This window comes from Salipiger bermudensis (assembly GCF_017309175.1).
Taxonomy (GTDB): domain Bacteria; phylum Pseudomonadota; class Alphaproteobacteria; order Rhodobacterales; family Rhodobacteraceae; genus Salipiger; species Salipiger bermudensis.
In genome coordinates, this window is the sequence record NZ_JAEKJV010000003.1 from 162,817 (window position 1) to 186,515 (window position 23,699).

General features: G+C 68.0%; 17 protein-coding genes. 12 read left to right on the forward strand and 5 right to left on the reverse strand.

The genetic code is table 11. From position 1 onward, the window contains the following. Nucleotides 1–216: 216 nt before the first annotated feature. The 9 genes from JF542_RS05615 to JF542_RS05655 all read left to right on the forward strand — a co-directional run bounded on the left by JF542_RS05615 (nucleotide 217) and on the right by JF542_RS05655 (nucleotide 12,261). Complete coding sequence (locus tag JF542_RS05615; protein WP_207075060.1) at nucleotides 217–888, forward strand: hypothetical protein; 672 nt, start codon at nucleotides 217–219, stop codon at nucleotides 886–888. 1 nt (nucleotide 889) lies between these two features. Next, nucleotides 890–1,903, forward strand: coding sequence for a hypothetical protein (locus tag JF542_RS05620; protein ID WP_207075061.1), 1,014 nt, complete (start codon nucleotides 890–892; stop codon nucleotides 1,901–1,903). Nucleotides 1,904–1,916: 13 nt separating this feature from the next. Further along, nucleotides 1,917–3,626 carry a Dyp-type peroxidase gene (locus JF542_RS05625; protein WP_207075062.1) on the forward strand — a complete coding sequence of 570 codons (1,710 nt, stop codon included), beginning with the start codon at nucleotides 1,917–1,919 and terminating at the stop codon, nucleotides 3,624–3,626. Nucleotides 3,627–3,636: 10 nt separating this feature from the next. Continuing rightward, the gene (locus JF542_RS05630) at nucleotides 3,637–4,983 is read left to right on the forward strand and encodes a cytochrome P450 (RefSeq protein ID WP_242533603.1); all 1,347 of its coding nucleotides are present in this window, start codon (nucleotides 3,637–3,639) and stop codon (nucleotides 4,981–4,983) included. 9 nt (nucleotides 4,984–4,992) lie between these two features. Continuing rightward, nucleotides 4,993–5,784, forward strand: a complete 792-nt coding sequence (locus tag JF542_RS05635) for a glutathione S-transferase C-terminal domain-containing protein (protein ID WP_207075063.1) — start codon at nucleotides 4,993–4,995, stop codon at nucleotides 5,782–5,784. 373 nt (nucleotides 5,785–6,157) lie between these two features. Then, nucleotides 6,158–6,988, forward strand: a complete 831-nt coding sequence (locus JF542_RS05640; RefSeq protein ID WP_207075064.1) for a hypothetical protein — start codon at nucleotides 6,158–6,160, stop codon at nucleotides 6,986–6,988. 108 nt (nucleotides 6,989–7,096) lie between these two features. Next, complete coding sequence (locus JF542_RS05645; RefSeq protein WP_207075065.1) at nucleotides 7,097–9,355, forward strand: TOMM precursor leader peptide-binding protein; 2,259 nt, start codon at nucleotides 7,097–7,099, stop codon at nucleotides 9,353–9,355. Further along, the gene (locus tag JF542_RS05650; RefSeq protein ID WP_207075066.1) at nucleotides 9,352–10,689 is read left to right on the forward strand and encodes a SagB family peptide dehydrogenase; all 1,338 of its coding nucleotides are present in this window, start codon (nucleotides 9,352–9,354) and stop codon (nucleotides 10,687–10,689) included. The genes JF542_RS05645 and JF542_RS05650 overlap by 4 nt, the downstream gene beginning before the upstream one ends. 27 nt (nucleotides 10,690–10,716) lie before the next feature. After that, nucleotides 10,717–12,261, forward strand: coding sequence for a S41 family peptidase (locus JF542_RS05655; protein WP_207075067.1), 1,545 nt, complete (start codon nucleotides 10,717–10,719; stop codon nucleotides 12,259–12,261). 110 nt (nucleotides 12,262–12,371) lie between these two features. On the opposite strand, the gene JF542_RS05660 is transcribed toward JF542_RS05655, so the two are convergent. Further along, nucleotides 12,372–12,620, reverse strand: a complete 249-nt coding sequence (locus JF542_RS05660) for a hypothetical protein (protein WP_007802852.1) — start codon at nucleotides 12,618–12,620, stop codon at nucleotides 12,372–12,374. Between the two features lie 593 nt (nucleotides 12,621–13,213). Here JF542_RS05660 and JF542_RS05665 point away from each other — a divergent pair. Beyond that, nucleotides 13,214–15,268: an ATP-binding protein gene (locus JF542_RS05665; protein ID WP_207075068.1), complete on the forward strand. Its 2,055-nt coding sequence runs from the start codon at nucleotides 13,214–13,216 to the stop codon at nucleotides 15,266–15,268. 24 nt (nucleotides 15,269–15,292) lie between these two features. Here the strand turns inward: JF542_RS05665 and JF542_RS05670 are convergent, their stop codons facing one another. Together JF542_RS05670 and JF542_RS05675 are read right to left on the reverse strand one after the other, a co-directional pair. Then, entirely contained in the window at nucleotides 15,293–16,624 is a 1,332-nt protein-coding gene (locus tag JF542_RS05670; RefSeq protein ID WP_207075069.1) for an ABC1 kinase family protein, read from the reverse strand. After that, nucleotides 16,621–17,826, reverse strand: a complete 1,206-nt coding sequence (locus JF542_RS05675) for an FAD-binding domain-containing protein (RefSeq protein ID WP_207075070.1) — start codon at nucleotides 17,824–17,826, stop codon at nucleotides 16,621–16,623. The genes JF542_RS05670 and JF542_RS05675 overlap by 4 nt, the downstream gene beginning before the upstream one ends. Before the next feature lie 232 nt (nucleotides 17,827–18,058). Between JF542_RS05675 and JF542_RS05680 the strand changes: the two genes are divergently transcribed. After that, nucleotides 18,059–18,856 (forward strand): SDR family NAD(P)-dependent oxidoreductase, encoded by a 798-nt coding sequence (locus JF542_RS05680; protein WP_207075071.1) that lies wholly within the window; start codon nucleotides 18,059–18,061, stop codon nucleotides 18,854–18,856. 23 nt (nucleotides 18,857–18,879) lie between these two features. Continuing rightward, nucleotides 18,880–19,695, forward strand: a complete 816-nt coding sequence (locus JF542_RS05685) for an SDR family oxidoreductase (RefSeq protein ID WP_207075072.1) — start codon at nucleotides 18,880–18,882, stop codon at nucleotides 19,693–19,695. Between the two features lie 35 nt (nucleotides 19,696–19,730). On the opposite strand, the gene treY is transcribed toward JF542_RS05685, so the two are convergent. After that, nucleotides 19,731–21,914: a malto-oligosyltrehalose synthase gene (gene treY / locus JF542_RS05690; protein WP_207075073.1), complete on the reverse strand. Its 2,184-nt coding sequence runs from the start codon at nucleotides 21,912–21,914 to the stop codon at nucleotides 19,731–19,733. After that, nucleotides 21,911–23,626 carry a malto-oligosyltrehalose trehalohydrolase gene (gene treZ / locus JF542_RS05695; RefSeq protein ID WP_207075074.1) on the reverse strand — a complete coding sequence of 572 codons (1,716 nt, stop codon included), beginning with the start codon at nucleotides 23,624–23,626 and terminating at the stop codon, nucleotides 21,911–21,913. The genes treY and treZ overlap by 4 nt, the downstream gene beginning before the upstream one ends. Between the last annotated feature and the right edge of the window lie 73 nt (nucleotides 23,627–23,699).

Genomic DNA, 23,699 nt, shown 5'->3' on the forward strand with positions numbered 1-23,699 from the left:
TGCCGGTCCGCCGCCAAGGCCGAGACGCCTGTCCGAACGGCCACGGACTTACTGAAATCACGCCCGACAAGCGATTTGGAGTCCACCAAGCCGGTGCCGCATTGCTGCGCCGCCGCGAAAAATATCCTTTGACTCAAGGCGACCCGTTGCGTCTTGATACACTCTATAGGTGATTTGACCTTACGTAAATTATACCCAAACCATTGGAGGGCCCCCATGTCGAACGTCGCGGGAAAAGCCTATGCGATGAACGTGGTGACCCCCAGTCGCCCGGCCGTCACCTGGATCAACCGATTGCTCTTCATGGCGGCGCGCGGCCTGCCCTCGAACCTGATGGGTCTGCTTGGACTGTCTCTCATCCACTTCGCCCGATGGGTCATCGTCAAGCGCGACCAGTGGCCCGATCTCGGTCAGGGCAAGGAGAGCCTCGACAACGACTACATGCTGTTCTGCTCGAATTTCAACGGCACCTGGGACCAGTATATCGACGCCTTTTCCGACGGCATCCCGAACGGTCTCAACCTGTTCTGGTACTCCGCCAGCAAGTACCCGCTCTCGATCCCGATCACGCCGTTCAAGGATTACATCACCTACAACCAGATCGGCACCGACTATTACTACAACGCCACGCCCGGCTCGGCGCAGCGCGATATCAAATCGGCGCTCAAGGTCTATGACCAGGTGCTCGGCCTCGCCGAGGCCCATGGCAAGGACACGCCCGAGGCCTTCGTCAAGGCGTTCAACGCCGCCTATCTCGAGATCCAGAACGATCTCGGCGATCCCGGGTTCGGACCGGTCGCCAGCCTCGACACCGAGCGCGCCGACGTCAACCGGTTGGCCTATGTCGAAGCAGCACAGGCGTGTTTCACCGCCAAGCGGGGGGCATGACATGGCAGATCTCGACACCGGACACCTGTTTCTGACCTACCTGATCCCGATCCGGCGCGGCGGACCGCATGGCGATGTCTCTTACAAGCAGAAGGTGCGCATCGAGCTTGCCCGCCTGCCCCCGGCGCACCAGACCCCCGCGACGCAGAAGACCAAGTTCGCCGCGCCCTTTGCCCGCAACAGCCGCAATCACTTCGCCCGCATGTTCGTCCTTGATGACGTGGTCTACAACGGCCGCAGCGCGCAGGATGCGCTGGTGGCCACGGTGAAGGGCGTCAACACCATCGTCCCGGGCAAGGTCGACCGACTGCGCTCGGCCTATCTCGTCTTCACCGCCGATATCGACGCCATCGCGAAGGAGGGCGATCCCCTTCCCTCGAACCTCGGCCCGGAGGAGCAGCGCAAGGTGCGGCTGGCCTATGCCCAGACACTCTGGGAGACGATGGGAGAGGAGATCAAGGCGATCTTCGGCAATTGCCACGGCTTCGACGGCACCGACAGCGGCGCCGCCTTCGGCGCCTATCTCGAGCGCTGCCATGTCGAGACGACGATGCCCTACCACGATTATTACCTCTCGCTCCCGGCCTTCAACACGCTGCCGCTGAAGGGGCTGATCGCCGCCGTAGGCATCCCGGCGGTGGTGGCGCTGGCAGCACTGGTGCTGCGGATCTTCGGGGTGATCCATGTGCTTGGCATGAACACACTGGGGCTCGCACTGGTGGCGCTGGCGCTCACGGCGCTTGCGTTCCTGATCTCGGTACGCTTCGCGCTCGCGAACGGGGCCAAACCGCTGCCCCCGGCCAGCCATGATGACCTGCCGACCGTGCTCAAGGCGCTCTACACCCAGCAGGCCTTTGCCGATTTCATCGCCGCCAACCAGCACGCCCGGCCCGAGGCGTTGCAGGCGGCTTTCGGCGATTTCCTGAAACGGCACGCGCCGGGCGACGTCTCCGGACCGACACAGCAGCCGGGCGTGATCTCGGACAGTGCGCCGCAGCCGCGCGCCGGTTTGTAAGGGAGGGGGAGTCATGGCCGATCAGCTGAACCTGCACGACATCCAGGGCAACGTCACCCGCGCCTACGGGCGCTTCTCCTTCCCTTTCGCGCGCTACCTGTTCTTCCGCATCCGCAACCCCGCCGCCGGGCGCGCCTTCGTCGATGCGGTGCGCAAGCAGGTGACCACCTCGGCGCGTTGGCCGGAGGAGGCCGACAAGCCCGAGTGCACCGTAAACATCGCCTTCACCTTCATGGGGCTCTACTGGCTCGAGGTGCCGGACCGGACGCTTCAGGGCATGCCCGACGTGTTCATCTCGGGGATGCGCAGCCGCGCCTCCATGCTGGGCGACCGCGATCCGACCAGAACCGCCGATGACGATCCCGACTGGGACCGTGACTGGGATCCGATCTGGCAGGGCAACCGCAAGGAGGGCAAGGGCGGCGCCGAGGACGTGCATATCCTCGTCACCCTCAACGCCCAGCCCGATCTTGGCGGCGCCGACCCCGAGACGCCGGAGGGGCTGGCGCGGCTCAAACAGCCGCACCCGGAGCTCGAGGCCAAGACCGCGTGGCTGAAATCGCTCACCGGCAGCGGTGTCGAGTTGATCGAGGCCAATGGCAAGGCCGGCGATCAGCCCTACCAGGCGGCTTCGGCGGTGTTCGACGATTTCGAGGGTCTCGCCCTGCCCACCGCACGCGAGCATTTCGGCTTCACCGACGGCATCGGCGACCCGGTCTTCAAGGGCCAGTACCCGCCCGAAAAGGAGAAGACAGCGCTGATCGGGCGCGGCAAGCGCATGGGCGGCGACTGGGAGCCGCTGGAACCGGGCGAGTTCATCCTCGGCCATCCCGGCGAAAGCCAGGAGCTGCCGCCCACCGCGATGCCGCCAGAATTCATGCAGAACGGCACCTTCATGGCCTACCGCAAGCTGCACGAGAACGTCGCGAGCTTCCACGAGGTGGTCGACGCCGAGGCCGCGCAATACGCCGAGACCATGGGCGTGGACCTGCCGCAGGCCAAGGAGACCATCCTTGCCAAGATGTGCGGCCGCTGGTCGGACGGCGTGCCTCTGGCGGTGGTGCCCGGCTACGACGACTGGATCGCCCTCGGGACAAAGCTCGGCTGGCGCGACGACACGGGGGCCATGCTGAAGACCCCGCTCGCCTGGGAGAAGAACCTTGCCTATATCCGCAGTCCCGCGGCCTCGGATTTCCGCTATGCCGACGACATGGCGGGCTTCAAGTGCCCCGGCGGCGCGCATATGCGGCGGATGAACACCCGCGATTACCTCGATCCGCTGAACCAGTTCGGCATCGATCCCGAGACCGGCAAGCAATTCGAGAACCCCAAGGCCACCCATGCCCTCAACAAGCGCCGCCGGGTGCTGCGCCGCGGCCTGCCCTACGGGCCGCCGAATTTCGAGCCCCGCGACGACGCCTCGGAACAGGGGGTGATCATGATGGTGATGGGGGTCGACCTGTTCCGGCAGTTCGAGTTCGTGCAGCAGCAATGGATCCAGTACGGGCTCGACTTTCACCAAGGCAACAACACCTGCCCGATGCTGGGCCGCCACGACCACCACACCCGCCACACGATCCCGTCGGACCCGAAGAGCGGCAAGCCGCCCTACATGATGACGCGGCTCAAGACCTTCGTGGAATGCCGCGGCGGCGACTATTTCTTCGTGCCCTCGATGATCGCTCTGCGGATGATCGCGATGGGCATCGTCGATCCGACGTGAGGGCGCTTTGATGCTGGCACGGCTGAAAGGATGTCTCACCACCCTCGCCCGCTTCGTCATGGTGATGGCCGAGGGGCTGGCGGCGCTGGTCTGGCTGATCGCAAAGGGGGCCGGCGTCTTCGCCAAGGGCGGCAAGGCGGCGCTGGCGCCGTTCTTCACCGCCGCCGCCACGCAGGAGAAGGTTTTCGCGGTGCTGCGCGCCTTCTGGCCCAACCTGTCGCTCAAGGCGGTGCTGATGAAGGCCTATGACAACACCGGCACCGCCGTTGTTACCCGCCACGAGGATTGCATCGACGTGCTCAACCGCAACGCGGATTTCGAGGTCGTCTACGGCCCGCGCATGCGCAAGCTGACCGGGGGCGAAAACTTCTTTCTCGGGATGCAGCCCGGCTGGGACTACACCCGCGACACCTCGGCCATGCGCCTCGCCGCCCGCCGCCCGGATGTGGCCGAGGTGGTGCTGCCGCGCGCGGCACAGCTGGCCGACGAGATCGTCACCGCCGCCGGCGGTCGCATCGACGCGGTGCCCGAACTGTTCCTGCAGGTGCCGTGGGACATGACCGACACCTATTTCGGTGTCGGCGGAGAGCGCGAGACCATGCAGGACTGGACCACCGTCCTGTTCTGGTACCTGTTCGAGGACCTGCCCGCCGATCCAGAGCTCGACACCCGCGCCATGCGCTGTGCCGCGGGGCTGCGCGACTATCTCGACAGTGCCATCGCCGACCGCAAGGCCGCCCCCGATGATCGGCCGCAGATCCTCAACCGCTGCCTCGCACTGCAGGGCGCTGGCACGCCGGGGATGGATGATCTCGGCATCCGCAACAACCTGCTGGGGCTGCTGATCGGGGCGATCCCCACGATCTCCAAGGCCTGCTGCCTCGCCCTAGACGAGCTTCTGAACCGTCCCGAGGAGCTGGCGGCGGCGCAGCGTGCTGCGCGCTCGAACGATCCGGTCTTCGAGCAGTTCATCTGGGAGGCGCTACGCTTCAACCCGCACAACCCGGTGATCTATCGCCGCGCCCTGCACGACACGGTGGTGGCGCGCTCGACCCTGCGCGAAGCAAAGATCCGCAAAGGCCAGATCGTCTTTGCCGCCACCCTCTCGGCGATGTTCGACCGCTACCGCATTTCCGACCCGAACAGCTTCCGCACCGACCGCCCGTGGGAGGACTACATCATCTGGGGCTACGGCATGCACACCTGCTTTGGGGCGGCAATCAACAAGGCGGTGATCCCGGCGATCCTGAAACCGCTCATCGCCCAGCCCAACCTGCGCCGCGCCGAGGGGCCCGCCGGGCAGATCGACACCGGCGGCACCCCGCATCCGCAGCACTTCCACCTGCTCTACGACTGAAGGTCCGCCATGTCCCAGCCCCTGCTCGTGACCCTGCTGCCCTCCACCGATGTCGATCTCGGGCGCTGGCTTCTGAGCCATTACGGGGTGGCCTATCGCGAGCGCCCCCACGCGCCGATCTTTCACGTGCTGGCCCTGAAGAGCTGGGGCGTGAGCGCGGAGGGCTACCCGCTGCTGGTCTCGGCCGATCGCGGAACGAAATCCGCGGGCATTCAGGCCATCCTCGACCAGCTCGAGCTTAAGGCCGCGCCGGACAAACGGCTCTGGCCCGACAAGATGGTCGAGCCCGAACGCTGGAAGGAGGTCGACACGCTGCAACACGACGCCCGGTTCGGCATCGGCACCGCGGTGGTGCAGTGGTCCTACTGGAACCTGCTGAAATACAAGCCCGTGGTCTGGCCGTCTCTGACCACCGGGGTGCCTTGGTACGAAACCCTTACCCTGCGCCTCGCCTTTCCGGTGATCCGCAGCCTGATGTACAAGGGGCTGAAACTCGATCAGAGCGTCGCCGACAGCGCGCTCGAGACCATCCACGCCGGCTTCGACAGGCTCGACGCGAGGCTCTCCGACGGGCGGCGCTACCTGGTGGGCGAGACGCTGACCTTCGCCGATCTCGCCACCGCCGCCTCGCTGGCGCCGATGGTGCTCGCACAAGGGTATCACGGCATGCTGCCGCTCGAGGCGCGCTGCCCGGTCTTCATGCAGGAGATCTACAAGCCCCTGCGCCAGCGCCCCACAGGCCGATACATCCAGCGGATCTATGACACCCACCGCGCGGCGCAGCTTCTGCAGCTGCGATGAGCCGACTGCCGCTCCGGCTCGTCGCTTTCAAGGCTCCGGACCGCCCGATCAGGCACAGAACGGTTCCAAATTGAGCATGTTTGCGGTATAACAACTCTACGTTGTATTGATTCTCTAATTGCAACTTTGGGAGGTTTTTCTTTTGGCTGACAAACCACAGGACGACTCCGCTTCGAACGGTTCGGACGGCCCAGACGAGACCGCGCTCATCCTCGCCGACCTCGCCCTCAGGGCCCGCAATGACCCCGAATATTATGAAAAACTGAAATCCGCCAAGGCCGCGGATCTGAAGGAGCTTGGCCTTTCAGACCTCACACTCACGGACTTCAAGACCCGACTTTCCTCAACCATTGATCAGATAGGAGCATTGGAAATGGCCATGCAGCAAGCAGGAACCTCCGCCGCAACGATGGCATCCTCGACCCAGGCCGGAGGCACCGCCGCCTCGGTCGGCACCGTGGGCTCCGTGGGCAGCGTCTGCGGCACCGCGGCAACCTTTGCGACCGCTGGCACGGCCGGTTCGGGAGGCGCGGCATCGACGCCTCTGGGCGGCGGCGGCCCCCAGGGCGCCGCCGCCACCTCGGTCACCATCGCGAGCCTGCGGCCCGCGCCATGCTTCCCGTGCGGCACGATCGCCACGCTGCCGCCGCCTCCGCCCTGCGGGACCGTCGCAACCCTACCGCCCCCGCCGCCGCCTCCACCCTGCGCCACCGTCGCGACCATGCCTCCGCCCCCGCCCTGCCTGCCCTGCGGCTCGGTCGGCAGCGTCGGCCCGATCTCGGCACAGAGCGGCGACGCGACCCAGGCCGGCGGCACCGCCGGCAGCGTCGGCACGGGTGGCTGCCTCGGCTCGGTCTGCGGCACCGCCGGATCCGCCTTCACCGTGGGCAGCGTCGGCTCGGCGGGCGCCGCCTCGACGCCGCTCGGCGGCAGCGGCATGGGCGACAGCTCGACCCAGGCCGGAGGCACCGTCGGCACCGCCGGCAGCGTCGGCAGCGCGGGCACGTTCTGCGGCACCGCCGGCACCTTCGCCTGCGGCGGCACCGTGGGCTCGGCGGGCGCGGCATCGACACCGCTCGGCGCCGACAGCTCGACACAGTCGGGCGCCACATGGGGCAGCGCCGCCACCGCGGGCTCCGTCGGCACCTTCTGCGGCACCGCCGGATCGGTCGGCACCGCGGGAACCGCAGGCTCCAAGAGCTAAGCTCTCCTCGGAGCGGTCCGCGCCCTGCGCAGGCCGCTCCCCCAGCGCCCCTCGCCTGTCGAGGGGCGCGCCTTCCCACATCCCTGTATCCGCTGCCGAGTGACCCCCATGCACCCGATCCAACGTCCTGTCATCAAGTCGAAATATGTCGTCGTCCCGGTCTCGGGCGAGGGCATCTACCTGCTCAGCGAGAACGAGAAGCACGTGCTCGAGGGCGAGACCATGATGCAGCTCGTGCCGCTGCTCGACGGCCAGCGCGGCTGGCCCGAGATCCACGCCACCCTCGCCCCGGCGCTCGGCCCGGACGCGGTGGGACAAGGCATCGAGGTGCTGCTGGCCAACGCCCACGTGGAAGAGGCCCAGCCCGACGACCGGCAACGCTTCCAGATCTTCTGGACCGAACTTGGCCTCACGCCGCAGGCCACTGCCGAGCTCTTGGCGCGCAGCAATGTGCACGTGGTGCCGCTTGGCGAGGTCTCGGCACAGGCCGCGCTTCAGGGGCTGGCTTCGCTGGGGCTGCAGGCCGATCCGCAGCGCCTGGCCACCTTCACGCTGGTCCTGACCGACGACTACGAGAACCCCATGCTGGCCGAGATCAACCGCCACATGCTGTCCACGGGCGCGCCGTGGATGCTGGTCAAGCCGCGCGGCCTGCTGCCGCTGGCCGGGCCGATCTTCCGGCCCAACTCGGGCGGCTGCTGGGCCTGCCTCGCCACGTGGCTGCGCCACAACCGCGAGGTCGAGACCTACGTCCGCCGCCGCACCGGGCAGGACGCCCCGTTCAGCACGTCGCGCGCCGAGGTGCCACTGGGCGAGACACAGGTCATCTCGCTGGCGCTTCTCCAGATGGCACGGCTTCTGGCCCGCGCCGAGAGCCCGTTGATGGACGGGCGCCTCGTGGCCATCGACACGCTCACGGGCGAGCAGAGCCACCACGCCGTGACCCGCCGCCCGCAATGCCCCGAGTGTGGCGACCCGGCCTGCGCCCGCGTCGCGGGCCGGCCGGTGGTGCTCTCGGAGGGGCTCGGCCGCGTCGCCAACGAGAACGGCTTCCGCCCCGAAGCGCCCGAGGTCACCTACCAGCGCTACCAGCATCTCGTGTCGCCGCTGACCGGGGTCATCAAGGGCGTGTTCCCGGTGCCGGCCTCATTCTCGACCCCGATACGCTCCTACATGGCGGGCCACAACTTCGCGCTCAAGAACGACCATCTGTTCTTTCTCAAGGACGGGCTGCGCACCAATTCCTCGGGCAAGGGCAAGACCGACGCCCAGGCCCGCACCTCGGCGCTCTGCGAAGCGCTCGAGCGCTACTCCGGCACCTTTCGACAGGAGGAGGAGTGCATCCACGCAAGCCTCGAAGAGCTCGGAGACGAGGCCATCGATCCGCGCGACGTGATGCTCTACAGCGAGCGCCAGTATGCCGAGCGCGACGCGTGGAACGCCAAGGGCGCGCGCTTCCAAGTGGTGCCACAGCCCTTTGATGAGACCGCCCGCATCTCGTGGTCTCCGGTCTGGTCGTGGACGCAGGAGCGGCGGCGGCTGATCCCGACCTCGCTGGCCTATTACAACGTCAACGAGGGCGACAATGCCTTCTACTGCTGGGGCGACAGCAACGGCGCCGCGGCGGGCGGCAATCTCGAGGACGCACTGCTGCAGGGCGCGCTCGAGGTGATCGAGCGCGACGGCGTGGCGATCTGGTGGATAAACCGACTGTCGCGACCCGGCATCGACCTCGACAGCTTCGCCGACCCTTATGTCGAGGAGCTCAAAGCCTTTTACGCCGCCTGCGACCGCGAGTTCTGGGTGCTCGACCTCACCAACGACATGGGCATTCCCTGCATGGCGGCGGTCAACCGGCGCATCTCGGGCCCCACCGAGGACATCGTGATGGGGTTCGGCGCCCATCTCGACCCGCGCATCGCCCTATCGCGCTGCCTCACCGAGATGAACCAGTTCATGCCGGCGGTGCTGAGCGTGAATGCCGATGGCAGCACACACTATGCCTATGACGACCCGGACTCGCTCGACTGGTGGCGCACGGCGACGCTTGCGAACCAGCCCTATCTCAAGCCGTCGCGGGCGAAGAAGCGGAAGCCGGAGGATTTCGGCTTCAGGGCCGAGGGCTCGGTCTCGGACAACGTGCGCAAGGTCTTCGGACAGTTCGAGGCGCTCGGGCACGAGGTGCTGATCCTCGACCAGTCGCGCCCCGATATTGGCCTGCCGGTGGCCAAGGTGATCGTGCCGGGAATGCGCCACTTCTGGGCCCGGCACGCGCCGGGGCGGCTTTATGACGTGCCGGTCAAGATGGGCTGGCTCAAGAAGGCCCTGACGGAGGACGACCTGAACCCGGTCGCGATGTTCATATGAGCGGGCCCGGGATGCGCGCCGTCCTGCGCCGCGAAGGGTTCGAGGCCAACGCGCCCCGGGCGCTGGCCGCCACCGGCCTGCTGGGCGACCGGGCCAGCCACACCCTGCACGCGGCGCTCGCCAATGGTGGCGTGGCGCTCACTGCTGCCAAGCCGCCCGAGCGCGCCGCCATCGAACAACTGGCCCGCGGCGGGCTCGTGGCCTTCCGCGACAGCGAGGACGTTGCGACGCTGCTGCCGGTCGCCGAGGGCTTTGCGCTGGGGCCGGAGGATCCACTGGCCGAGGCCGAACGCTGGAAGCTGTCGAAGTTCCAATATGTGCAGAGCGAGGGCGGCGAGGCGGTGGCGCGCTCGGCGCTGGGGCTGGCGATGGTGCAGATCCACGACCCCGCGGCTTTGGCGCTGATGGGCCGGTTCTCGGTCGCGACAACGCCCGCCGAGGCGCTCGACAAGGGCGATCTCGGCAATCGCGGCGCGGGATTTCTTGGCCTGCTCGCCTGCGCGGGCATCCTGCTGCCCTGCGACGGCGAGGGCCGCACCGCCGACGAGACCGACGACCAGCGCCGGATGTGGGATTTCCACGAGCTGGTCTATCACAGCCGCAGCCGGCTTGGACGCTCGGGCTTCCGCGTCGGCGCGACATGGGAATTCCGCGACGAGATCCCGCAGCCGCCGATCCTGCGCGACAGCCCGTGGCGCGACAACGGCGTCCTCCCGCTCTACCGCCCGACGGTGCTGTCGCGTGACATGCCGCTCTTCGAGGCGATGGAGACCCGCCGCTCGGTGCGCGCCTACAGCCCTGCCCCGATCACCGCGTGGGAGCTGGGCGAATTCCTCTACCGCACCATGCGGGTGCGCGCGCACGTAAAGAACGGCGACTACGAGGTCGCTTCGCGTCCCTACCCCAATGGCGGCGGCATCTACGAGCAGGAACTCTATGTCACCGTCGAGGCCTGCGCCGACTTGCCGCGCGGCTTCTATCATTACGACCCCGTGGCCCACGCGCTTTGCCCGATCAGCCCGCCGGATGCGGACATGTCCATGCTGATCGAGGAGGCGGTGAGCGCCACCGCCGGGCTTGGTCGGCCACAGATCCTCTTCACCATCGCCAGCCGCTTCGGTGGCTTCAACTGGAAGTACTCGGCCATGTGCTACGCCGCGCAGCTCAAGAACGTCGGGGCGATCTACCAGACCATGTACCTCGTCGCGACGGCAATGGGGCTCGGCGCCTGCGGTCTGGGACTCGGCAATGCCGACCGTTTCGCCCGGATGACCGGTCACGACTACGCCACCGAGGGCTCGATCGGGGAATTCATGATCGGCCGCCCGCTCTGACAGCCTGCCACGAAGGAGAAGACGACAATGGTTTCCTACACCGAAAGCCCGCTGCTCTCATCCCTTCGCGGCCGGGTCCCCGGCATTCCGTCCGAGGCACGTCACGCGCTCTGCGACCAGCTCGAGATCGGCATGCGCGAGCTCTACACCCACCTGCCGCAGAAGATGTCGGCCTTCGGCATCGACCCGATCGCGCAGCTGCGCGCGCTCAGGGCCAGCCGCGAGGGCAATTTCACCCGTCGCATGCTGCGCATCATCAACGGGCTGAAGGATCGGCACACCACGCTGCGCATGCCACCGCCGTGGTCCGCGCTCGTGGCCTACGTGCCCTTCGTGATCGAGCGGGTCTATCACGACGACCTGCCTCATTACGTCGTCACCAAGCAGCTCTTCGGCTATGACGAGATCCCGGTCGGCGCCACCGTCACCCATTGGAACGGCACCCCGATTCACCTGCACATCAACGCGCTTGCGCGCGAGACGCAGGGCTCGAACTGGGCGGCGGCGCTGCGGCTGGCAATGGCGAACCTGACGATCCGTCCGCTGGCCTATGTGCTGATGCCCGGAGAAGACTGGGTGACGATCAACTACGTGGACCCCGACGGAACCGCCCGTGCCGTCTCCACGCCGTGGCGTTTCTATTCCACCGCCGCCGGGGCGCAGAGCCATGGCAGCGTGAAGGCGGGCGACGTTCCCGCCGCCGCGCTGACCGTCGGGCTCGATGAGCAGACGCTGCTGTCGAACAAGTTCCGCTCGATCGCGCAGAAGCCCCCCGAGAAGGCGCGCGAGGCGCTCACCACCGACGGCATCCTGCGCTATGGCGTCGTGCATACGCCGAGCGGACGCAGCGGCTACATGCGAATCTTCAGCTTCGAAGTGCCCGACCCGGGCGCCTTCCTCAAGAAACTCGCGGGCATCCTCGAAAACCTGCCGCAGGACCGGCTGGTCATCGACCTGCGCGGCAATCCCGGCGGCCAGATCCCCGCCGGTCAGGGGCTGATCCGGATGCTGACCGCAAAGCCGCTCACCCCCGCCCCCATCGCCTTCCGCGCGACGCCCACGACGCTGGGCCTCGCCGCGGCCCCGGCCTTTCAGGAATGGCGCCGCTCGCTCGAGCTGCAGAGCGCGACCTCGAATGTCTGGGCGCAGGCCTTTCCCATCGCGCCCTACTACGACGACGTGCCGCCATATCGCTTTCCGGGCAAGGTCGCGATCATCATCGACGCGCTGTGCTACTCGACCACGGATTTCTTTTCGGCGGATTTTGCCGACAACGAAATCGGCCCGATCATCGGCATCGACGCCAGCACGGGCGCGGGCGGCGCCAATGTCTGGCCGTGGTCGGTGCTGGTGAACTACACGCGCTTTCTCGGGATTTCCGGCCCCGAGCCCCTGCCCTCGGGGTTCGACCTCAACATCTCGATGCGCCGCGCCTACCGAACCGGCGCGAGCGCCGGCCTGCCGATCGAGGATCTGGGGATCCGCGCGCAGATCCTGCACAAGCAGACCATGCGCGACCTGCTCGAGGACAATGTCGACCTGATCGCCTGCGCCGTCGCGAGCCTCGCCTGACCAGAATGAGGACGGGCCGCCGGTCATGCAAAAAGGGGCGCCAAATTGGCGCCCCTTTCGGTGATCCTATAGGGATCTCTGCCCGCACCGCCCGAAGGCGGCCTGCGCGATCACTGGTAGCTCTTGATCATCGCTTCGGCGCTGGCCGCGCGGTTTGCGGCGGTGTTTTCGTCCTGCACAGCCTGGTACACGGCCACGGCCTGCGCGTTGGTCAGATCCGCGACATCCGCCTCGGGGGCGATCTTCTCAAGAGCGGCGCGTGCGAAATCGCCGGTGTTGAAGGTCTGAGCCGACGCGGCGCCCGAGAAGGCGGTGGCGGCGGCAAGAGCGGCGACGGTGAGGAATGCTGCGTTTTTCATGTCTAGGTCCTTTCGGTGTGTATTCGCACTGTTGTGCGAGAATTCTGTGTTCCGTGTCGTTCGGATGAGGAATATCTGCCCATCCGCCCCGGAAGTTTCAAATCACCGAAACGCTCACGTGCGCTCTCGAATTCGTGCGAGATCCGAACTCGTCCGCGAGCATACCGCAACAAACACTGCCCAATCCTCATATTTTTCGGACCACGCGAGACTTCGACAGGGCCGTTGCCTCGTGAAGCAGCATCGCGAACGGCGCCCGAAAAGCACGAAGCAGGCCAATTGTGCATATGCGCACGTTGTAAATCGAAATGGACCAAAGAGGTGGCAAGACGCCCGGTTTCCCGACGCGTGGCGCTCCAACCCCAGCTGGCGCACGGGTTTGGCGGATGCCGCGGGCTGCGGCGCAAGACAGACCCGCCGGCCGGATTCCACGGGCCGTCCGCGCGCGAGGCCCGACCACAAATGCTGGCGGTCTGCGAAAGGTCGTCCCGCACCCTGCGACCGGCATCCGATGCTGCGCAACGCCTGTTGATACCGGCGCGCACCGGCCTATCCTCCAGACAGCTGCCCTTCATCCGAAAGCGACCCCGCACGTGAACTGGAAAGACAAGCTGCGTCTTGGCACATCCCGCCCGGCGCCGGCACGACCCTCGGGCTATCAGGCCCTGATGGATCTCGTGGATGACGGCTTCTGCATCATCCAATTTATCGATGGCCCCGATGGGCCTCTCAGCGACTACGTTCATATCGAGTCCAACTCGGGCTACGAGCGGCATACCGGCATTCCCGGGATCGTCGGCAAGACGGTGTTCGACGTCTCGCCGCAGGACGGCGCCGAATGGGTCAAGATCTACCGTCGCGTGCTCGACACCGGCCAGCCGATCCGCTTCGAACGCCGCTTTGCCGAGATCGACCGCCATATCGAGGTCTCCGCCACGTTGGCGGACAGCGTCGAGCAGGGCCGGGTCGCCGTCCTGTTCCGCGACATCACCGAACGCAAACGCGCCGAAAAAGCGCTGCGCGACAGCGAGCAGCGCGCCACGCGCGACGCCCGCCATCTGGCCCGGGCTCTGTCGGCCGGGGCCATTCTCGGCACCTGGATCTGGGCTCTCGACACCGACCATTTCGAGCTCGACACCGGATTCTCGCAGGCGATGGGCCTCGACCCGGAGCAGCCCGCGTCGGATCTCACGCTCGAGATGATCGTGTCGAACGTCCACCCAAGTGATCGCCCCGCTCTGATGGAAGAGATCAACCGGGCGATCTCGGAACGGGCCGCAATCGCCTTCCAGTTCCGCGTGCGGCAGGCCGATGGCCAGTACCACTGGATCGAAACCAATGGCCGCCTCGAAGGCACGAGCCCGCGCATCTTCGCCGGCGTGCTGATGGATCTCGACGAGCGGCGCGCCATCCTCGCAGAGCGCGACCGCGCCACTGCCGAACTGTTCCACCTCAACCAGACGCTCGAGCAGCGTGTCGCGGAACAGACCTCGAAGCTGATGGAACAGGAAGAGGCGTTGCGTCAGGCGCAGAAGATGGAGGCGGTCGGTCAGCTGACCGGCGGGCTGGCGCATGATTTCAACAACCTGCTGACCGCGATCGCGGGCTCGCTCGAACTGATCACCAGCCGGCTCGACGAGGGCCGCACCGACGAGGCCCACCGCTTCGTCGAGGCGGCGCTGGCCTCGACCGAGCGGGCCGCCACGGTGACCCAGCGGCTGCTCGCCTTTTCCCGGCGCCAGTCACTGCTGCCGGCGCCCACCGATGTGCTCGCGCTGGTGCGCGGCATGGAGGATCTGGTGCGCCGCGCGATCGGACCGCAGGTCAGTGTGACGACCCGCTTCGCCACCGACATGTGGCCCGCAATGGTCGACGGCAACCAGCTCGAGAACGCGCTGCTCAATATCTGCCTCAATGCCCGCGACGCGATGCCCGACGGCGGGCTGATCGAGATCGAGGCCGGCAACGAGACACTCTCCGCCGGAACCGAGCATCTGGCGGCCGGCGCCTACGTGAAGCTCTCGGTGCGTGACAGCGGCAGCGGCATGACCCCGGAACAGCTGGCAAAGGCTTTCGACCCTTATTTCACCACCAAGCCCAGCGGCAAGGGCACCGGGCTTGGCCTGTCGATGGTCTATGGCTTCGCCCGCCAGACCGGCGGCGCCGCGCTGATCCGCTCGCAGCTCGGCAAGGGCAGCACGGTCGAGTTGTTCCTGCCGCGCTCCGAACAGGCGGCCGAGACCGCCGGGCCGTCGGCTGGCCTTGCCGATGCGCCTGAGGGCAGCGGCGCCACGATCCTCGTGGTCGATGACGAGGTTCTGGTCCGCATGGTGGTGGCGGAATCGCTGACCGATGCCGGGTTCAAGGTGCTCGAGGCGGGCACCGCGCGCGACGGGCTCGCGCTCTTGGAGGCGCATCCCGAGATCTCGGCGCTGCTCACCGATGTCGGCCTGCCCGGCGGCATGACCGGGCGCGAGCTGGCGCGGGCGGCGCGCGACGCGGACCCGGATCTCGGCATCATGTTCATGACCGGCTATGACGACGAGGCAGGCTCGGGCCCGGCGCTGGCCGGTGCCGAGGTGCTGCTCAAACCGTTTGCCTTCGACGTGATGGTGCGCCGGATGGTGGAATTGACGTCAGGAGCCTGAAGCCGCCGCCTCCGCTCGCCTCGATCAGCGCTCTTCCGATGCGACGCAGTCCGCCAGCCTGTCGCGCAGCGGCAGCACCGCGCCGAGCCGCGTGGCGAGCAGCGACATCCCCCCGAGCTTGCGCTGCAGGTAGAGCACGTCCATCGGCGGCTCGGGCGGGCAATAGCCCGCCTCGGCCAGCGCAATCCCGTCCGCGCGCAGCCGGTCCCGCAGGACCCGGTCGGCGAAATCATAGGGCTCCGGCCCGCGCAACGCATCGAAGAGCCGCCGCACCATGCCCGTGATGTCGGGTCCGAACCGATCCCCCGTCGCGACGATCCCGAGCGCCTCGAGCGCGCTCAGGATGGCATCGGGATCATCTTCGAGCCCGGCCTTCAGAAGCGCCCGCCCCTGCGAGACGACCTCCGCATCAAGGCTCCGGGCCGCCCCGAAATCGAGCAGGACGATGCGCCGGGTCTCCGGCTGATAGCGGTAATTGGCGAAATTGGGATCGCTCTGGGTCAGTCCGAACTGGAAGATCTCGCGCAGCGACAGGTCGATGAGCGCCGCGGCAACGCGATCACGCTCGGCCTGCGGCGTCTCCGCAACCGTCTCGATCGGCTGGCCGTCGAGCCAGCTCATGCACAGCACCCGCGGCGTGCTCCAGTCTTCATGCCACTCCGGCAGCACAAAACCCGGCGCATCAGCCAGCAACTCGGAGAAGCGGCGCATCTGCGCGCCCTCGCGGGCATAATCGGTTTCCTCGTGCAGCTGCCGGCGCGCCTCGGCGAGGTAGGGCGCCAGCTCGAACCCCTTCGGCAGCAGTCCCGACAGGTTCAGAAGCGCGCCGACATTGGTCACGTCGCTGTCGATGCTGCGTGCGACGCCGGGATATTGTACCTTGATGGCGACCTCGCGCCCGTCCTGAAGCTCGCCCCGGTGCACCTGACCGATACTGGCCGCCGCGACCGGACGCACGTCGAAGGTTCGAAACGCGCGACGCCAGCCCGGCCCCCACTGCCCGTCGAGCACGTCCCGCAGCTGCTTCGGCGGCATGAAATCGGCCTGATCGCGCAGCCGCGCGAGGATCTCGGCCAGTTCGGGGGGCAGCACTTCGCCGCTGTCCATCGAGATCAGCTGGCCCATCTTCATCGCCGCGCCTCGCATCCGCGCCAGCTCGCTGGCCACGCGCGACAGGTTGCCGGGCGTCATCAGCAGGCGCCGCATCTCCGGGCGGCTTCCGCGACCGGCCTCACCCAAGGCGCCGAGGGCCATGTTGCCCGCGATGCCTGCCGCCATGCCGCCCAGCCGCAGGGCGCGCCCGACCCGTCCAGACGGGATCGGCACCGGGCGCGACGGGGTCTTGTCGCCGCTCATGCCAGACCCGCCTCGTGCAGGATCCGCGGCATTCGCTTGCGCAGCTTGAAGAACCCGGCGGTCGCGTGCGGCCAGACCAGTGCGTCCCACCCTCGCTGCCATTCGGCCAGCGCGATGCCCGCCGCCTCGAGCGGCGGCGTCGCCGCAGTGATCCAGTCGCGCAGCGGCCCGGTCGGGATATAGGGCGTCACCACCTGCACCGCGCCAGCGGCCTGTGCGTGCCGCGCAAGCTCTGCCGGATCACCGGCATCGCGCCACTCGGCGGCAAGCCCGAGCCGCGCCACGCTGTCGGCCAGCGCCGCTTCTTCGACCCCGCAGACCCGCGCCGCCACCTGCCCCGGCGAGCGCAGGGTGCTGGCTCGCAGGCAGAGTACGCCGCGCAGGTCCAGCCGCTCCGGCGCGAATTCAGAGATCAGGCTATCCTCCTCGGTGAGCAGCAGAAGCGTCGGCACGCCCTCGCGCGGGGGCGCGATCTGGCGCAGCGGTTGTCGCTCGGGCAGCGGCGCGTCGAGCGGATCGGTGTCCTGCGCAAGCCGCTCCTCGGGCAGGTTCACCCGCCCCCGCGTGAACCGCGCGATGTTGCACGCCTGCGCCTCGTAATGCTTGCCACGCGTGTGCAGCCCGGCCACCCAGCGCCAGCTGCAGGTGTTCGACGCCGGATCACCATCGAGCAGGTGGCGCAGGAAGAAATCCGCCCCAAGCCGCCACGGCAGGCCCAGCGTGAAGATCCAGATCGAGGCGAACCACATGCGCGCGTGATTGTGGAGATAGCCCGTCTGCACCAGCTCGGCGGCCCAGTCGTCGACCCCGGCGAGCCCGGTCCGCCCCGCGCAGACCCGGGCCACGCGATCCCGCAGGTCGGCATCCTCATCGAGCGCCGCAAGATCGCGGCGCAGACCGTCGCGGTAGTCGTCCCACACCTGCGGACGCTGCTCGAGCCAGCCCTTGAAGTAGCTGCGCCAGAGGACCTCGGAGACGAAGGTGCCCGCGCCATCGATGCCATGGGTCTCGACCGCCGTCGAGATCACTTCTGGCTCGGTCACCAGCCGCCGCCGCAGGTAGGGCGAGAGACCGGAGACGTGGACATGCCCGCCGGCGCCAAGGTCAAACCCCCGCAGCTCGGCGTAGTCGCGTCCCATATGCGGCCGGAAGGCCTCAAGCCGCCGCAAGCCTGCCTCCCGTGTTGCCTCTGGCACCGTCATCGGGTCCTCCTCGTCGCTCTGAGCTGGAAAATGCGGCGCGCGGCGCGGCTTTCAAGCCTGCCGGTGACTGCGGACGGCGCCGCAGCAGGGCGTAAAAGCCCGGTACGACCGCGCCTCTGCCTCAAACACCGGCAACCTGCGCTCGGGCAGGGGCCCGGAGCCGGCTTCTGCGCGCACCCCCGGAACCGATCTTTCGCCCCGTTCGTTGCGCCTGAAACCAAGAGGTCTAGCGATGAAACTGAATATAGACGGACGGCTCGCCGTGATCAGCGGCGCAGCTGGCGGGATCGGCTTGGCCACGGCCAGGGTGCTTGCCGAGGACGGCGCGCGCCTGTTCCTGACCGACACCTCCGAGGACGCACTCGCCGAGGCGGCCGGCACGCTCGGCCACAGCGTGGTGGGCAGCTACGCCGCCGACCTGACCGATGACGACGCGGTCGCGGCGCTGACCGAGCGCATCGGCTGGAAGGGCGGCGCCGACATCCTCGTGCACATGGCCGGGATCACCGGCGCCAAGGGCGACCCGCTCGAGATGAGCAACGACGACTGGTTCGCCTGCTGGAACACCAACTTCATGTCCGCCGTGCGCATGACCAGAGCGCTGGTGCCGGGCATGGTCGAGAAGGGATGGGGCCGGGTGGTCTTCACGGTCTCGGAGAACGCCGTGCAGCCCTACCCGGACGAGGCCGTCTACAACGCCTCGAAAGCGGCGCTGCTGAGCTACACCAAGGCCCTGTCGCTGCCCTACGGACCCAAGGGTGTGTTGGTCAACGCGGTCATGCCCGCGTTCATCGAAAGCCCGATGACCGATGGCATGATGGACAAGCGCGCCGAGGCCCTCGGTGTCTCGAAGGACGAGGCCATCGAGAGCTTCCTCGACGAGGAACGTCCCTATCTCTCGCTCAAACGCCGCGGACAGGCGGACGAGGTCGCGGCGGTGGCAGCGCTGCTCTGCTCGGACCGTGCGAGCTTTACCAACGGCTCGGCCTGGCGCGCGGATGGCGGCGCGGTTGCGGCCATAAACACGTGATATTCAATCCAAAGGATTCTCCCATGTCTGACGGACACATCCCCCATCTGCCCGAGCCGGAATATATCGATGACGGCTACAAGGGCGCCGGCAAGCTCACCGGCAAGCGGGTGCTGATTTCGGGCGGCGACAGCGGCATCGGTCGCGCCGTGGCGCTGCACATGGCCCGCGAGGGCGCGAAGGTCGCCATCATCTACCACTCCGCCGAGGACAAGGCAGAGGAGACCCGCAAGGGGCTCGAGGCCGAAGGCGCGGACGCGCTCGTGATCCAAGGCGACACCGGCAAGAGCGCGGATTGCGATGCGGCGGTGGCGCGCGTCGTCGAGGCCTGGGGCGGCATCGACGTGCTGGTCAACAATGCCGGTTTCCAGAAGCCCTACCACACGCTTGACGAGGTCAGCGACGAGGACTGGCGGGCCCATTTCGACGTCAACATGGCTGGCATGTTCTTCCTGTCCCGTGCTGCGCTGCAGCATATGCCCGATGACAGCGCGATCGTGAACACCAGCTCGATCAATGCCTTTGTCGGCAACGATGCGCTGCTTCCCTACTCCGCCACCAAGGGTGCCATCACCACCTTTACCCGCTCGCTGGCCAAGCAGGTCATGGCGCGCGGCATCCGCGTGAACGAGGTGGCCCCAGGGCCGGTGGCCACCGACATCCAGTCGGTGTTCGAGGATTTCGACGAGGACAAGCTCAGGAACATGGCCGCCCCCATCGGGCGGGTCGGCCAGCCGCGCGAGCTTGGCCCGGCCTACGTTTTCCTCGCCTCGCGCGACGGCTCGTTCATCACCGGGCAGACGATACACGTCAATGGCGGCATGATCGTCGGCGCCTGACGAGGCGGGGCCGCAGGCCCCGACCCTTCGCCGCGTCAGGAGCGCGTGAGCTCCGGCGCGGCGGTGCCATCGGTCGCGACGGTCAGCGCTACCTGCGCGCCGCCCTGCGCGCGGGACAGCGTGAGCCTCTCCCCGCCCTGCGTGACGCTGCAGCTGCCGGCCGCAAACAGCTCCGGCAGCGCCCTGCGCAGATCGACCAACTCCTTCATCAGCGCCAGCTTGCGCGCGCCGAAGGCCGAGACAGGCGCGTCAGGATCAAGCGGGGCGCGGTTGTCCGGGTCGGTGAGCGCAAAGGTTCCCGTCTCGCTGCCCTGATAGATATCGGGCAGGCCGGGGATGACAAACCGCAGCGCAAGCTGGCTCAGCGACAGCATCTCGCCGCGCGCGACAAGCGCCTCCAGCGCCGCGGGCGGTGCCTCGCGCCACGCCCCGAGCAGCGCGCCCGCGAAGTCCGCGGCACGGCTCTCGGCCTCTTCGTCGGGCGCGTGCCAGTCGGTCAGTTCCTTGGCCTCGCGCAGCGCTTTCTCGAGATGCGCCGCGAGGCGCGCCTCCAGATCCTCACGATCGGGCTCCCAGAGCGCGATGGCCGATTGCAGGATATACCAGCGTGTCGCCTCGTCAGGCGGCTCGGGCGCGTCGAGCGTGTGGGCCTGCACCCAGAGCTCGGCCACCTCCGCCGGCAGGTGGGTCATCGCGACAAGCCGCGCGCGGGCGTCCTCGGCCCGCTTGGTGTCGTGGCTCGAGCCCAGCGACATGGCGCCTGGCCAGCGCGCCAGACGTGACGTGCACCACGCTTCGAACGCCGGACCCGCGAGCGGGGCGGCATCGGGTTCGGAGCCGACCTCAGCCTCGGCGAGGCAGCGGGTGTGACGGTAGAAGGCAGTGTCCTCCTGCGCCTTGGCGACCACCGCGCCGGAGACCTGCTGGAAGCGGACAACCAACGCCGCGCCGATCTGTCCCCGCGGGGACAGCAAAATCTCGCGCAGCATATCAAGCGCAGCCTTGTCCGCCCCGGCATCCGTGGCGATGGCGACGGTCTGGTCGAGCAGCGCCCGGTCTTCGGCAGAGGGACCATCCGCCGCGATGTAGCTGCGGTAGCGGGGAAAGGCCACGAGCATCTCGCGAAGCGCCGCGCGCAGGGTTTCCTCAGGCAGGTGCTGGCCCGCTTCGGCCAGCGCGGCCCCGGCCCGGCGCTGCATCTCGCGCAGCTCGGCGGCGAGATCGCCCGACAGGATCTGGTGCCGCGCGGCGCGGCAGGCGGCCTCGTAATCGCCGCGCGCGCCGGTCACCCCGCGCCACATGGCGTCGAGCCGGTCCATGCCGGCCTCTTCGAGCAGCAACCGGGTGATGCGGTCATTGGCCTCGTAGCCGGTGGTGCCCTCGACCGGCCAGTCGGGCATCTCCTCGTCGCCGGTGAGGATCTTCTCGACCCACGCAGGCACATCCGGCCCGACCTCCTCGCGCAGCCGGTCGAGATAGCCCGCCGGATCGGCAAGCCCGTCGACATGGTCAATCCGCAAACCATCGGCGAGCCCGGCGCGCACCAGCTCGAGCGGCAGGGCCATCATGGCGTCGAACACCGCGCGGTCCTCGACCCGCATCCCGATCAGGCTGGTGATGTTGAAGAACCGCCGGTGCGAGAGCTTGCGCCGCTCGCGCACCCAGTGGCGCAGCTGCCAGTGCTGGCGCTCGAAGATCTCGGCCACGCCGCCCTCCTCCGCGGTGCCCGGCGCCAGCGGCAGCCATCCGCCCTCCCAGCGCACGCGCTGGGTCTCGCGGTCGATCTCGAACGCGCCCACCGCGATCATCTCGTCGCGAGGCTCGGGCAGGATCGGCAGGATCAGCCCGGCCTCCCAGTCGACGTCGAAATGCCGTGCATAGGGGCTGTCCACGCCGTGGGTCAGCGCATCGAGAAGCCACGGGTTCTCGACGCTGAGCACGGTGTGGTTCGGCACCAGATCGAGGATGATCCCGAGGCCCCGCGCCTGTGCCGCCGCGGCGAGCCGCTCGTAGCCCGCGCGCCCGCCGAGCACCGGGTCGATCTCGGCGGGGTTGGCGACATCGTAGCCGTGGGTCGAGCCGCTCTCGGCGGTGAAGATCGGTGAGAGATAGAGGTGGCTCACGCCGAGCCCGGCGATATACGGCAAAAGCTCCACGGCGCGGTCGAAATCGACGCCCTGACGCAGTTGCAGGCGGTAGCTGGCGACAAGAGGTCTCACGCGCGGAACTCCACTTCGATGGCAAAGGCCTCGGCTGTGGGATCGCCGAGGCGGAACTGTGGGGCGGCAAGCGGCGCGGCGCTGATCGCCGGGGCGCCGAGTGCCAAGAGCATGCGGGTCTCGCCCGCCGCGAAGGGCCAGCGGATCTCGAAAGCCTTGGGGCCGTGGCGCGTGACCTCGCCGAGCCCGGTCTTGCCAGAGCGCAGCAGCGGCACCACCTGCGCCGCGCGCAGGGCGAGCAGCTCGCGGGTAAGCTTGCGCCACGCCTCGGCATGAGAAGGCGGGTCCGAGGCGTAGGGTTTCGAGGCCTCGAAGGCCTCGGGGCCGGTCGGGTCGGGCATCCCCTCGAGATCGTAGCCGATGCCGCGCAACTCGGCAGAGCGCCCCTTGCGCACCGCCTCGCGCGCATCCTCGTCGGGCGGATCGCAGAAGAACAGGAAGGGCGTGTCGCGCCCCTCCTCCTCGCCCATGTAGAGCATCGGCAGGAACGGCATCAGCAAAAGCGCCGCGTGGCAGACCCGCGCCGCGGGCTCGCCGATCAGCGAAATCAGCCGCTCGCCATGGGCGCGGTTGCCGATCTGGTCATGGGTCTGGTTGGCATTGATGAAGGCGGTCCACGGCAGGTGCCCGGCAGGCGCACCGCGCACCTCCTCGGGATGCGGTGCCCCCTCGTCGACCTGTCCGCGCGTCAACGCCAGCGCCAGATCGCCGAACGGATCGCGGGCGAAGCGGCTGTAATACCCCTGCGTCTCGCCGGTCAGCGCCACGTGCAGCGCGTTGTGCCAGTCGTCGTTCCACTCGGCGTCGAAGCCCTGCTCGCGCAGGTGCGGCAGGTTGCGCTCGTCCTCGGTGATCAGGTGGATCGGCCGACCTAAATCCTGCGCGCGGATCTCCTGCGCCAGATCGCGGAGGAATTTCTGCTCCTGCCCGTCACGGATCTGGTGCACCGCGTCGAGGCGGAACCCGTCGAGCCGGTATTCGGTCAGCCAGCCAAGCGCCGCCTCGCGGAAGAAGCTCTGCACCTCGGGGCGCTCGAAGGCGATGCCGTCGCCCCAGGGCGTCGGGCGCTGGTTGAAGAAGTCGGGCGCGTAGCCCGGTAGGAAATTCCCGAACGGGCCGAAATGGTTCATCACCAGATCAAGCAGCACCATCATGCCATGGCCCTGCGCCGTGGCGATAAAGCGGCGCAGATCGTCGGGCGGGCCGTAAGGCGCGTGGGGTGCGCGCACCAGCACGCCGTCATAGCCCCAGCCGAGATGCCCGCCGAACTGGCCCACGGGCATGATCTCGACCGCGGTGATACCGAGCGCGGCAAGCTCGGGCAGGCGCGCGGTGGCGGCGGCAAAGGTGCCCTCGGCGGTGAAGGTGCCAATGTGCAATTCGAAGATCGCGGCTTCCTCGAGCGCGCGGCCCGGCCAAGGCGCGCCCCAGTCGAAGCCGGCGGGGTCGACGGTGACCGAGGCGCCCTCGACACCGCCGCGCTGCGCGCGCGAGGCCGGATCGGGCCGCTCGTGCCCGTCGATGCGGAAGAGATAGTCCTGTCCCGCGCCGGCCGGCAGACGCGCCCGCCAGAAGCCGTCCTTGCCGCCGGTCATCGGACGTGCATCGCCATCGAGCAGCAGCTGCACGCTGCCCGCCGCCGGGGCCCAGATGTTGAACGACCACGTCCCGTCGTCGCAGGGCTGCGCGCCCCAGTCGCAAGATCGGCTCATGCCGCCCCCTTATCGTTCAGGAATTGTTAACTTCTTTACGGCCAGCCGCGGGATCAACGCGCGCCCCGGAAGA

Bases quoted from the DNA above. Each gene is read 5' to 3' on its own strand.
- JF542_RS05635 (WP_207075063.1), top strand. From the start codon at position 4,993: ATGTCCCAGCCCCTGCTCGTGACCCTGCTGCCCTCCACCGATGTCGAT.
- JF542_RS05670 (WP_207075069.1), bottom strand. From the start codon at position 16,624: ATGAGCGGCGACAAGACCCCGTCGCGCCCGGTGCCGATCCCGTCTGGA.
- JF542_RS05655 (WP_207075067.1), top strand. From the start codon at position 10,717: ATGGTTTCCTACACCGAAAGCCCGCTGCTCTCATCCCTTCGCGGCCGG.
- JF542_RS05625 (WP_207075062.1), top strand. From the start codon at position 1,917: ATGGCCGATCAGCTGAACCTGCACGACATCCAGGGCAACGTCACCCGC.
- JF542_RS05620 (WP_207075061.1), top strand. From the start codon at position 890: ATGGCAGATCTCGACACCGGACACCTGTTTCTGACCTACCTGATCCCG.
- JF542_RS05685 (WP_207075072.1), top strand. From the start codon at position 18,880: ATGTCTGACGGACACATCCCCCATCTGCCCGAGCCGGAATATATCGAT.
- JF542_RS05660 (WP_007802852.1), bottom strand. From the start codon at position 12,620: ATGAAAAACGCAGCATTCCTCACCGTCGCCGCTCTTGCCGCCGCCACC.
- JF542_RS05675 (WP_207075070.1), bottom strand. From the start codon at position 17,826: ATGACGGTGCCAGAGGCAACACGGGAGGCAGGCTTGCGGCGGCTTGAG.
- JF542_RS05680 (WP_207075071.1), top strand. From the start codon at position 18,059: ATGAAACTGAATATAGACGGACGGCTCGCCGTGATCAGCGGCGCAGCT.
- JF542_RS05640 (WP_207075064.1), top strand. From the start codon at position 6,158: ATGGCCATGCAGCAAGCAGGAACCTCCGCCGCAACGATGGCATCCTCG.
- JF542_RS05645 (WP_207075065.1), top strand. From the start codon at position 7,097: ATGCACCCGATCCAACGTCCTGTCATCAAGTCGAAATATGTCGTCGTC.
- JF542_RS05615 (WP_207075060.1), top strand. From the start codon at position 217: ATGTCGAACGTCGCGGGAAAAGCCTATGCGATGAACGTGGTGACCCCC.
- JF542_RS05630 (WP_242533603.1), top strand. From the start codon at position 3,637: ATGCTGGCACGGCTGAAAGGATGTCTCACCACCCTCGCCCGCTTCGTC.
- JF542_RS05650 (WP_207075066.1), top strand. From the start codon at position 9,352: ATGAGCGGGCCCGGGATGCGCGCCGTCCTGCGCCGCGAAGGGTTCGAG.
- treZ (WP_207075074.1), bottom strand. From the start codon at position 23,626: ATGAGCCGATCTTGCGACTGGGGCGCGCAGCCCTGCGACGACGGGACG.